This is a genomic window from uncultured Paenibacillus sp. (genome assembly GCF_963515335.1).
GTDB lineage: Bacteria > Bacillota > Bacilli > Paenibacillales > Paenibacillaceae > Paenibacillus_I.
Map to the genome: position 1 here is coordinate 17,323 of NZ_CAUPYC010000054.1, position 10,680 is coordinate 28,002.

At 56.3% G+C, this 10,680-nt stretch carries 11 protein-coding genes, 3 tRNA genes and 1 rRNA gene; 2 read left to right on the forward strand and 13 right to left on the reverse strand.

Annotated features, from left to right (window positions below; genetic code table 11):
- The first annotated feature begins 80 nt into the window (after nucleotides 1–80).
- Nucleotides 81–872: a PilZ domain-containing protein gene (locus RWM61_RS15380; protein ID WP_314002345.1), complete on the forward strand. Its 792-nt coding sequence runs from the start codon at nucleotides 81–83 to the stop codon at nucleotides 870–872.
- Between the two features lie 56 nt (nucleotides 873–928).
- Here RWM61_RS15380 and RWM61_RS15385 read toward each other — a convergent pair whose 3' ends face one another.
- Together RWM61_RS15385 and RWM61_RS15390 are read right to left on the reverse strand one after the other, a co-directional pair.
- A complete protein-coding gene (locus RWM61_RS15385; RefSeq protein WP_314002347.1) occupies nucleotides 929–1,189 on the reverse strand; it encodes a hypothetical protein in 261 nt (86 codons plus the stop codon).
- Between the two features lie 52 nt (nucleotides 1,190–1,241).
- A tRNA-Arg gene (locus RWM61_RS15390) sits at nucleotides 1,242–1,317 on the reverse strand.
- A gap of 186 nt (nucleotides 1,318–1,503) precedes the next feature.
- On the opposite strand from RWM61_RS15390, the gene RWM61_RS15395 reads away from it, so the two are divergent.
- A tRNA-Pro gene (locus RWM61_RS15395) sits at nucleotides 1,504–1,580 on the forward strand.
- Between the two features lie 131 nt (nucleotides 1,581–1,711).
- On the opposite strand, the gene RWM61_RS15400 is transcribed toward RWM61_RS15395, so the two are convergent.
- The 11 genes from RWM61_RS15400 to rrf all read right to left on the reverse strand — a co-directional run bounded on the left by RWM61_RS15400 (nucleotide 1,712) and on the right by rrf (nucleotide 10,606).
- Nucleotides 1,712–2,764, reverse strand: a complete 1,053-nt coding sequence (locus RWM61_RS15400; protein ID WP_314002349.1) for a hypothetical protein — start codon at nucleotides 2,762–2,764, stop codon at nucleotides 1,712–1,714.
- 143 nt (nucleotides 2,765–2,907) lie between these two features.
- On the reverse strand, nucleotides 2,908–3,057 hold the full coding sequence (locus RWM61_RS15405; RefSeq protein WP_314002351.1) for a small acid-soluble spore protein P: 150 nt from the start codon (nucleotides 3,055–3,057) through the stop codon (nucleotides 2,908–2,910).
- 3 nt (nucleotides 3,058–3,060) lie between these two features.
- Nucleotides 3,061–3,252: a hypothetical protein gene (locus RWM61_RS15410; protein ID WP_314002353.1), complete on the reverse strand. Its 192-nt coding sequence runs from the start codon at nucleotides 3,250–3,252 to the stop codon at nucleotides 3,061–3,063.
- 36 nt (nucleotides 3,253–3,288) lie between these two features.
- Nucleotides 3,289–3,636 (reverse strand): hypothetical protein, encoded by a 348-nt coding sequence (locus RWM61_RS15415; protein ID WP_314002355.1) that lies wholly within the window; start codon nucleotides 3,634–3,636, stop codon nucleotides 3,289–3,291.
- Between the two features lie 149 nt (nucleotides 3,637–3,785).
- A tRNA-Ser gene (locus RWM61_RS15420) sits at nucleotides 3,786–3,874 on the reverse strand.
- 109 nt (nucleotides 3,875–3,983) lie between these two features.
- Complete coding sequence (gene serS, locus RWM61_RS15425; protein ID WP_314002357.1) at nucleotides 3,984–5,267, reverse strand: serine--tRNA ligase; 1,284 nt, start codon at nucleotides 5,265–5,267, stop codon at nucleotides 3,984–3,986.
- A gap of 49 nt (nucleotides 5,268–5,316) precedes the next feature.
- Nucleotides 5,317–5,898 carry a pyridoxal 5'-phosphate synthase glutaminase subunit PdxT gene (gene pdxT, locus RWM61_RS15430; protein WP_314002359.1) on the reverse strand — a complete coding sequence of 194 codons (582 nt, stop codon included), beginning with the start codon at nucleotides 5,896–5,898 and terminating at the stop codon, nucleotides 5,317–5,319.
- Between the two features lie 62 nt (nucleotides 5,899–5,960).
- Nucleotides 5,961–6,848 (reverse strand): pyridoxal 5'-phosphate synthase lyase subunit PdxS, encoded by an 888-nt coding sequence (pdxS, locus tag RWM61_RS15435; RefSeq protein ID WP_314002361.1) that lies wholly within the window; start codon nucleotides 6,846–6,848, stop codon nucleotides 5,961–5,963.
- Nucleotides 6,849–6,949: 101 nt separating this feature from the next.
- On the reverse strand, nucleotides 6,950–8,272 hold the full coding sequence (locus RWM61_RS15440; protein ID WP_314002363.1) for a D-alanyl-D-alanine carboxypeptidase family protein: 1,323 nt from the start codon (nucleotides 8,270–8,272) through the stop codon (nucleotides 6,950–6,952).
- Between the two features lie 197 nt (nucleotides 8,273–8,469).
- A complete protein-coding gene (gene guaB / locus RWM61_RS15445; protein WP_314002365.1) occupies nucleotides 8,470–9,927 on the reverse strand; it encodes an IMP dehydrogenase in 1,458 nt (485 codons plus the stop codon).
- A gap of 562 nt (nucleotides 9,928–10,489) precedes the next feature.
- Nucleotides 10,490–10,606, reverse strand: a 5S ribosomal RNA gene (gene rrf, locus RWM61_RS15450).
- Between the last annotated feature and the right edge of the window lie 74 nt (nucleotides 10,607–10,680).

Below are 10,680 nucleotides of genomic sequence, written 5' to 3' on the forward strand. Positions count from 1 at the left end.
CAAACACCTTCCGGGTTAGGTGCAGCCGTCTCCATCGATTGGGACGGCTTTGTTATTCTCCGAATGAAAGGGGCAGCGGGGTGAAACCGAGCAATCCTTTGAAGAAGACGTTAGTATACGGCAGCAAAGAAGGAAGCGACATCTCGGTGATGATAGACTGCAAAGCGGTGGTAGAGAAGAAAAATTTCATCGCCACCGGACTTCTGACCTATGCGGCGGGTGAAATTATAGAGATCGAGTTCCCTCAGTCCGAATTGTTTCAGCTCGGGGAGCAGGTCCGGATCATCGTGTATACCAAAAGCGGCATTTATGTATTCGAATCGTCGATCCTCGCAAAAGCGCAGGACGCGATCATTGTCATTAATCCGCCCGATAACCGAAAGCGGTTCTTGGACAAGCGCGAGCATCCGCGCGTGCCGGTCAGGCAGCCGGGCAAGGTCATCAGCATCATTGACGCCATCCGCAAAACCGAGCAGAAGCTTGAGGATCCCTTGACGCTGCATCTGGATAACATCAGCATGACCGGTGTCGCCTTGTCCACGCAGGTTGCAATGCCGCTGCCCTTCAAAGCCGAATTAATGCTGGAACTCGATCTGGGCTTCACATTCCGTTGCCGGACGGAAATCGTCCACAAGAAGCAAATCGATACCGGCCTTATTTACGGCACCCGGCTGCTGCAGCTGGAACAAGAGCATGAGAGCAAACTGCGCGCTTATATTCTCCGGAGTCAGATTGAAACCTATTACAAGGAGAAATCCGACAAGTTCCGCATACAGGTTGCCGAGCAGCAGAAACTGCGGGCGCAAGAGAACGGGGCGGACGGATCGGGCACCGGCAAAGGAGATGCCCACGGGAGCCGCTCTATATTATGAAGGAATAAGAATAAGCCAATGCCGGAGGAGTTCGATTCCCGGCTTTCTTGCTTCCGTCAAGAAAGCCGCCGCGCTTGGCGTTCCTGTTCCGTCACACGCATAGCATCGTTGCACGCTGCGAGATAAGCCACCAGCCGGTCGCAGCGGTAGGTGAACGCCCGCGGCTTGGGGTCAGACGGATTGTACTCGATATAGCTCGCCAGCTTGCGTGTGGCGAATCCGATCCGGTCGATGGTTTTTTTCATGGCGATCTCTCCGATCATGAGGATTCCCTGAGAGAATTCGACAGGATGCGGACGTTTAGGTCCGTCAGACAAGAAAAAACTCCTGCGTGATCCCGCAGGAGGCCGAATATACCTGTAAAATGAATGGCGGCCCCGAGACGACTCGAACGTCCGACACACGGTTTAGGAAACCGATGCTCTATCCACTGAGCTACGGGGCCGCAGCAATGAATATTATAACACAAACCGTTCGGCGGTCAAAAGACAATTATAGTCCGCCGGATTCGGCGCCTAATCGGAGCCTATTCGTTGGCCATTCGGGCCTGATTCGGGGACGTTTCCTCCTTTACAATTGGGCCGATTTATGCTATTCTCTATATTGCTTGCGTTTGATAAATCCGTTTCATCGAGACGTGGCTCAGCTTGGTAGAGCGCTTGCTTCGGGAGCAAGAGGTCGCAGGTTCAAATCCTGTCGTCTCGACCATACATAACAACGAAATGCGACCTTGGGTCGCATTTTTTTATTGCCGTTGCCCATAACCACCCGAATTTTACACGCAAAAAATAACCCGCAACCGGTCGATCCGAATGCGGGTTATCGTCCTATACGGCGGTTTACAGTCCAGGTCCCGTAAACGTGCCCATCAGCTCTTCCATCGACATGGCATCTTTCGGAATGCCGATCGGGAATTCCACTTTCTCGTTGATGTTGCTGTAAAGGGTCGTGAAGGTCAATCCGGCCTTAGCCGTCTCGCCTTCCTGTGTAAAGTCGAGGTCGGCTTTCGCTACCTGATACACAGGCAGTTCGTCGACAATGGCCGTGGTCAGGCTCAGTTCGTTGACCTTGGCGTTCTTCTTGAACTCGTCAAGACCTTTGCGCAGCTCGCTGCGGTCGCCCTCGGCCAGCTCCTTCTTCGCCTGCTCCAGGTCAGCCTTCTCAAGCTGGAACGTCTTGCGATAATCCTCATTGTTCAACAGCAGGTCGATAATCTCAGGCGCGACTTTATCGACAATCGTCATGACCATCGGTTCGAACGTTTCCTGCGTTACATTGAACTTGACGACTTGATCCGGCTTAACATCCTCCGGCAAACCGGCCACTTCATCCTTCTTCACTTCCGAGAAGTACGTCTTTTCGTCGAACTGCTTGAAGAAAATACCGGCCATGTCTTCTGTCATTTTGCGCTGCTTGTCGATGTCCAGCGTCGGAATCTCCACGCCCTCCTCTGCGGCCAACTCTTTCATGTCGATTTCCATGAATTTGCCTGCAGCGTCGCCGAGCGGGAAGCCTGGAATTTGCGGGATTTTGACCCATATTTTATCCTGCGTCATGACGATCGGGACGTTCAGCGAGAACGCCATGTCGCCCTTCAGGTCCAGCTTGAGCGTCATCTCCATTTGCATCGGATCGGCCTGATAGACGCCGTCAATATTCAGCGTCGCATTTTTGACCATGTCCGCCATGGCCGGATCCATGCCCTCCAGCAGAGCCGGCGGCAATTCCAGCTTATCGATCGAAAGTGCGCTCGTGAAGGTGTACGAGTTCATCTCCATCGATTTCGCAAATGCGGCTTGTATGGCTTCTTTAGGCGCTTTGGCGCTGCTGCAGCCAGCCAAAACAACCGATACGGCAAGGATTAGTAATACGGCTTGCATCAAACGTTTCAAAACCTTTTCCCCTCCCAAGGAATGAATATGAGAACATTTTCTCATTTTAACTCATCCAAGGGCTGCGGGAAAGTAAAATTTATTTAAAGACCGCCAGCTTTTATTTCCATTTCTGTTGCGGTACCGGCAGAAGCCCGATCATATCAACCTTCTCCGTTATTATGCCGCGAATGGTTTTCCTGCTTGACCTGCTTGGAACCGGACATCGGCTCCTGCGGACGGTTATGGTCCTGCCGCCGACGGCCTTGATTAGGGATAGCCTCCGGCACGGGCACGGAATCGGGCTTGCTCATCGCTTACGCCTCCTTGTTCGTCAGACTGGCGGAGCCCCGGTCGTTCGGCTCGTCGTGGTTGAGCGCATCCTGATGCCGCCGGTCGTTGCTGTCCTGCTGCAGCTGTTGGGCTTGATGCGCGTTAACCGCCTTAACGTTCAGGTCTTCGACTACGTTGCTCAGGTTTTTATCCAAGCCGCCTTTCGCCTTGCTCATCCCTTTCACCCTCCCTGCGCCTTTCGGCAATCGCGTCTACGCGTGTGCCAAGTCGTGAAGCGCTTGGGCGCATTCATGCAAATGCCGGGTATAGTCCTCGACCAATTGTTGAATGATGTCGCCCCGTTCATCCACGCTTCGTCCGTCCCGCTCCACATCGATCAAATCGACCCGAATTTCCCGGCTGTCCACATACTCGATACGAAAATCGAACGTGTACATCGTATGTCCCGCTGCCCGAATATGAATCCGAAGAGCCTTCGGATCGGCTTCATCCGCTTTAACTTCCGTTTGGTCGGCAGGGTTCATCACCGTCGGCAGCGTCCTCTTCCATGCCTCTGTGAGCCGGTTTTGGTCAACGAACAGCTCATCTATTTTGCCCATCGCATACACCTCCGTAGTTCATAACATGCGGAGTTTTACATCCGATTATGCGGGCCACACACACAAAAAAGCCAGAGCCTCCGCCCTATCGGCCGCCCTGTTAAAGGCGGCGATACAGCGGCTTCTCCGGCGTTGCCGTTATATGTAGATGGCGGAGAGAGTGGGATTCGAACCCACGTGGGCTTGCACCCTAACGGTTTTCAAGACCGCCCCGTTATGACCGCTTCGGTATCTCTCCATGATGTCATACCCATGTGCAGCACTGCAAACAGTGTGAGCTCTATTGTACCACAGGGCAAAAAAAGATCGCAATCCTTCTTTGCCCGCTGGTACCGATTTCCGGCCGATCAGCCTTTCCGGATGGCGTCCAGCCCGCCCATATAGGGGCGAAGCACTTCCGGAATCGTCACTGACCCGTCGGCTTGCTGATAATTTTCGAGTACGGCGGCAACCGTACGGCCGACCGCCAAGCCCGATCCGTTCAGCGTGTGAACGAATTCCGGCTTGCTCTTGGGCTCGCGGCGGAACCGGATCCCCGCCCGGCGGGCCTGAAAGTCCTCCACATTCGAGCAGGAAGATATTTCGCGATAGGAACCGCCGCTCGGCAGCCATACCTCCAGATCGTACGTTTTGGCCGAAGAAAAGCCCATATCGCCGGTGCAGAGCGCGAGCACCCGGTAGGGAAGGCCCAGCAGCTGCAGCACCTTCTCCGCGTTGGCGGTCATCGACTCCAGCTCGGCGTACGAATCCTCCGGCTTGGTGAACTTAATCAGCTCGACTTTGTTGAATTGATGCTGCCGAATCAGACCGCGCGTATCGCGTCCGGCCGCCCCGGCTTCAGAACGGAAGCACGCGGAGTAGGCCGTGTAATACTTGGGGAGCTGCTCCGCATCAAGAATCTCGTCCCGGTGAATGTTCGTCACCGGCACCTCGGCGGTCGGGATCAAATAATACTCGGTCCCGGCCAGCTTGAACAAATCCTCCTCGAACTTCGGAAGCTGCCCGGTGCCGATCAGACTGTCCCGGTTGACGATCTGCGGGGGGAGAAGCTCCACATAACCATGCCGGTCGCTGTGAAGATCCATCATAAAGCTGATCAGCGCCCGTTCCAGGCGCGCGCCCAGTCCGCGATAAAAAACAAACCGGGAGCCGGTCACCTTCGCCGCAGCCTCGAAATCGAGGATGCCGAGCTCGGCCGCCAAATCCCAATGCGCCTTCGGCTCGAATTCGGCGAACCGGCGCGGCTCGCCATGCTTGCGAATCTCGACATTGTCTTCTTCCGACGCACCGACCGGCACGCTCTCATGCGGGATATTGGGCACCGACAGCATCAGCTCGTCGATCTGCGCCTCCACTTCGCGCAGCTCGTCGTCCAGCGCTTTGATCCGATCGCCGACCTCACGCATTTCGAGAATCAACGCCTCCGCGTCGCCGCCGCTTTTTTTCAGCTTGGCCACCTCTTGCGAGACCGTGTTGCGGCGGTTTTTGAGCTGCTCCGCCTCCTGCAGCACGCCGAGCCGCCTCGCGTCCAGATCCGGAAAGCCGGCGATCAGCTCGAACGGCTTCCGGCGGTCGGCCAGCGCTTGCTTCACTCTATCAAAATCGTTGCGAAACAGCTTTACGTCTAACACGGATTATAGAAGCCCCTCTCTAAGGGTGTGGATGTTACCTGACCGCCGTTCAGTTCGCGCCGACGGCTTCCTTCGCCATGGACAGAAAATACGCATGCAGCGCGTAATCGTCCGTGAGCTCCGGGTGGTACGAACAAGCAAGCAAATGCCCTTGCCGGGCCGTCACGATCTCGCCGTTGTGGGTGGACAGCACATCCACGCCTTCGCCGACTTGCTTAATAAGGGGAGCGCGAATGAACACGGCGCGCAGCGGCTCATTCAGCCCTTTTACCCGCAGCTCGGTCTCGAAGCTTTCCCGCTGCCGACCGAACGCGTTGCGGGCCACCGTCATATTCATCAGCCCGAGGTGCGCCTCTTCCTGGCCTTCGATCTTATCGGCCAGGACGATCAATCCCGCGCAAGTCCCGAATACGGGCTTCCCTCGTCCGGCGAAATCGCGAATCGCGTCCATGAACCCGTATTTGCGCATCAGCTTGCCGATCGTCGTGCTCTCCCCGCCGGGAATGACGATGCCTTGAAGCTCTTCCAGCTGCTTGGTCCGTTTCACCGCGACGGCTTCCGCGCCCGCCCGCTCCAAACTGCGCATATGTTCCGCTACCGCGCCTTGCAGCGCCAGCACGCCAATTTTCATATCGTTGTCACGCCTTTCTGCCTTGCCGTGTGAGCGTGTGGCCGATGGATCGCCCCAGCCGCTTACAGGCTGCGGTCCTGCATCCGGTCGGAGCCGACCAGCTTGGAAATTTCGATGCCCTTCATCGGCGTGCCGAGGTTCTTCGACACTTCCGCAATAAGCTTATAATCGTCATAGTGGGTTGTCGCCTCGACGATCGCTTTGGCGAACTTCTCCGGGCTGTCCGATTTGAAAATGCCGGAGCCGACGAATACGCCGTCCGCGCCGAGATGCATCATCAATGCGGCGTCAGAAGGCGTGGCTACGCCGCCCGCCGCGAAGTTGACGACCGGCAGCTTGCCGGTTTGGTGCACGCCGAGCAGCAAATCGTACGGCACACCCAATACCTTCGCCTCGTTGAAAAGCTCGTCCTTGGACATGCCCTGCACTTTGCGGATTTGACCCGTGATCAGACGCATATGGCGCACCGCTTCGACGATGTTGCCGGTTCCCGGCTCGCCCTTGGTGCGGAGCATCGACGCGCCTTCCTGAATACGGCGAAGCGCTTCGCCCAGATCCTTCGCGCCGCAGACGAACGGCACCGTAAACTCATGCTTGTCGATGTGGAACACGTCGTCGGCCGGCGTCAGCACTTCGCTCTCGTCAATGTAGTCGACGCCGAGCGATTCCAGCACCTTCGCTTCTACGTAATGGCCGATCCGCGCTTTGGCCATAACCGGAATCGAGACGACCTTCATGACCTCTTCCACCATCGTCGGATCAACCATGCGCGCGACGCCGCCCGCCGCGCGGATTTCCGAAGGCACCCGCTCAAGCGCCATAACGGCTACGGCACCGGCCGCCTCGGCGATTTTCGCCTGCTCGGCGTTCATCACGTCCATGATGACGCCGCCTTTTTGCATTTCCGCCATACCGCGTTTAACCGTTGTTGTTCCCGTTTCAATCGCCATCGATCTTATCCTCCCGATTCTCGAACGTTCTGAATTGTACTAAACTAATATTTTACATCAACCGGCCACTGGCTACAAGCCGCCCGGAGACTGTTTATCGCCTAGAACAAATCAACGATACCGGTGAACAGTCCCGCGAAGAAGTTGCGGATGCCGCGGAACATCAACCGCCACCAGCTTCCTTTTTTCACTTCATCCGCCGCCACCAGATTGACCGTTTTCTGCAGCTGCTTGCCCCCGTCATCCGTGTAGGCGTAAGTGACCGTGCCGACCTGCTGCCCCGCCGCGATCGGTGCGACCAGTTGATCCGCCGGCTTCACTTTCGTCTCAAGCACCTCTACCTTCGGCTCGCCGCCTTTGCGTACCAGGAATGTGACATCCGTTTCGGTGACGACCGGAACAGTAGTCTTGACGCCTTTGTTTATTTTGACCGTCTTGACGTTTTCTACTACCGACTTCGGCGCCACGATGGTTTTCGACTCGAAGTTGTTGAAGCCGTAATCGAACAGCTTCGCCGTTTCAAAAAAGCGCGACTGTATCGTCTTGGCTCCCATCACGACGCTGATCAAGCGCATGCCGTTGCGTTCCGCGGTTCCCGTAAAATTATAGCCGGAAGCCCCGATATAACCTGTCTTCATGCCGTCTACGCCTTCATAAGCGAACTGCTTGAAGTTCGTGACGTCCTTGTTGGAGGCGAGCATCCAGTTCCAGTTCACCATCGGCGCCGTATCCCGCGGACGAAACTTATAGGTGGGGATACTGGAGTACTCGAGAAACTCCGGGTAATCCTTCAGAATGATTTGCGCCAACTTGGCCATGTCGCGCGCGGAAATGAGCGTATCCTCCTGCAATCCGGTCGAACCGGTGAATTTTGCAGTCTTCAGGCCCAGTTTGCTTGCCGTTTCATTCATGATATCCACGAAGCCGGCCTCTGAGCCCCCGAGGTAGGACGCCAGCGCGATCGTCGCGTCGTTCGCGGAGCCGACCGCCATCGCGATGTACAAATCCTTAACCGAGTGCACGTCGCCTTCCGCCAGATAGATCTGCGAACCATCCGGCGGCGTCGATGCCGCTTCCTTACTCGTAGTTACCATTGTATCCCAGGCCAGCTGCTTGTTCTTGATTTTTTGAAGCACAATATACTCGGTCATCATCTTGGTCATACTGGCCGGCGGGCGCGATGCGTCCGCATTCTGCTCATACAGCACCTGGCCGGTTGCGGCATCCATCAGAATCGCCGACGCGACGCTGTCGCCGAGGGTAAACGAGCCTCCCTGCACCGGGGCGGAACCTGCACCTGTATCCGATTGGCCGTCGCTCTCCGCATACGAGGCGATCGAACCAAATGTCATGACTACCATCCATACGGCTAAAAAGCTGGAAACGGCCCTTCTCCACACGGCCGCCTTGCGATTCCATTTCAACTTCCCATTCTCCCCTTATCCATTAGTTTGTCCGTTCCTAATTGTAACACAGACCCTAGTAGGAGAAAACCGACCAATGGCAGGTTGATAGAGGAAACGTCAAAATTTGTCGATATGCGAAAAAGACAGACAGGCGGCGCGGCGGTCCGCCGGCCCGATCCTGTCTGCCCTCGCATCCCGTTGCCGAGTCAGCTCGATTACATGGAATAGTTGGGTGCTTCCTTCGTGATTTGGACATCGTGCGGATGGCTCTCCCGCAAGCCGGCGCCGGTAATGCGCACGAATTGCGTATCGTTGCGCAGCTCTTCAATCGTCTTGGTGCCGCAGTATCCCATACCGGAACGCAGTCCGCCGATGAGCTGGTGAACCGTGTCAGCCAACGGCCCTTTGTAGGCTACCCGTCCCTCGATGCCTTCCGGCACCAGCTTGTTCTCGTTTTCCTGGAAATAGCGGTCCTTGCTGCCTTCCTTCATCGCGCCGAGCGAGCCCATGCCGCGGTACACTTTGAACCGGCGCCCCTGGTAAATTTCCGATTCACCCGGGCTCTCTTCCGTGCCTGCAAAAAGACTGCCGATCATAATGCAGCTGGCGCCCGAGGCGATCGCCTTGGTGATGTCCCCGGAATATTTGATTCCGCCGTCGGCGATGATCGGTATTCCGTATTCCCGCGCCACCGTAGCGCAATCATAGATCGCCGTTATTTGCGGCACGCCGATGCCGGCGATAACGCGCGTCGTGCAGATGGAGCCCGGACCGATACCGACCTTAATGACGGACGCGCCTGCTTCGATAAGGTCACGCGTCGCGTCGCCCGTCGCGACGTTGCCGGCAATAATCGTCAGTTCCGGATAGTTGCCCCGCAAGCTGCGGACGGTTTCAATGATGTTCACATGGTGACCGTGCGCCGAATCGACGACGAGTACGTCCACTCCCGCCTGTACCAGAGCTTCCGCCCGTTCAAACGTATCCTTCGAGATGCCGACCGCCGCGCCGCACAACAGGCGCCCTTGCGCATCCTTGGCGGCATTCGGGAACTGGATCGCTTTCTCGATATCCTTGATCGTGATAAGCCCTTTCAGCGTATTCGTCTCATCCACCAATGGCAGCTTCTCGATCTTATGCTTCTGGAGCAGCACTTCGGCCTCCTGAAGCGTCGTGCCGACCGGTGCCGTGACCAATTTCTCATGCGTCATGACTTCCTGGATTTTGATCGAATAGTCGTGCACGAACCGAAGGTCGCGATTCGTCAGAATGCCGACAAGCTTCTGCTCCTTGTTAACGATCGGCACGCCGGAGATCCGGTATTTGCCCATCAGCTCCTCCGCGTCATACACATGGTGCTCGGGCGTCAGCGAGAACGGGTTCGTAATGACGCCGCTCTCCGATCTTTTGACCCGATCCACCTCTTCGGCCTGCTGCGCCACCGACATATTTTTATGGATGATGCCGACGCCGCCCTCCCGTGCTATCGCAATCGCCAAAGCGGCCTCGGTGACGGTATCCATGCCGGCGCTGATAAGCGGAATGTTGAGCTTGACCGCAGCGCCCAGCCTTACCGACACATCGACCTCCCGCGGCAGCACCTCCGACTTCCGAGGGACGAGCAGCACGTCATCGAACGTCAGCCCTTCCTTGGCGAACTTAGTTTCCCACACGATGATGTTCCTCCCTGATTACGTATTACGAAGCGAAAATGACGTTCCCCCCGCGCATATTATTGCAATATTAGCAGAGGGGTATAGGGCTGTCAAGACGACACCGGGTTCGTTGGCTTGACGGAAAAAGAAGGCTTTTAAAGTCTTTACCTTAACGATCGGAAGGCTTGTTCACGGCGATTTTTATAAGAATGATCGGGCAGTTCCGGTTGCAGCCTGCCCAAAGGTTTTGGCCTGGCAATCGTTCCCGGTCGGACGTGCTTTTCCGGTTCTGTCGCGTTTGTGGGAGCAAACGGAGATATCGTGTCTGAAGGAGGTATCGCGCGATCGGCCTGCCTGCAGGCGGCAAGACACAGAATAAACAGTAACAGAACGGTAATCAACCGTGGAAAAGCGTGCCGCCGCAACAGTACCACCTCATGATATCTGGATGCTTATAGTATGAGCGCGAGGCGCCGTTCCGCCTCGAAGGAGTTTCCGCCAGAACAGGACGATTCTGGCGGACACGACAAAAAAACCCGTTAAGCGCTGCCGAACAGGCAGACTTAACGGGTTTGTTCGTGCTTGGCAACGTCCTACTCTCCCGGGACCCTGCGGTCCAAGTACCATCGGCGCTGGAGGGCTTAACGGTAGTGTTCGGGATGGGAACGCGTGGATCCCCTCCGCCATCGCCACCAAACGGTGATGCTTGCAGAGCATTGCGCCCTGAAAACCGGATGCGAATGTAAAGTTGGCTGAAGTTCTTCCCCGCTC

Bases quoted from the DNA above. Each gene is read 5' to 3' on its own strand.
- RWM61_RS15405 (WP_314002351.1), bottom strand. From the start codon at position 3,057: ATGAGCAAGCCCGATTCCGTGCCCGTGCCGGAGGCTATCCCTAATCAA.
- RWM61_RS15410 (WP_314002353.1), bottom strand. From the start codon at position 3,252: ATGAGCAAGGCGAAAGGCGGCTTGGATAAAAACCTGAGCAACGTAGTC.
- RWM61_RS15415 (WP_314002355.1), bottom strand. From the start codon at position 3,636: ATGGGCAAAATAGATGAGCTGTTCGTTGACCAAAACCGGCTCACAGAG.
- pdxT (WP_314002359.1), bottom strand. From the start codon at position 5,898: ATGAAAATTGGCGTGCTGGCGCTGCAAGGCGCGGTAGCGGAACATATG.
- pdxS (WP_314002361.1), bottom strand. From the start codon at position 6,848: ATGGCGATTGAAACGGGAACAACAACGGTTAAACGCGGTATGGCGGAA.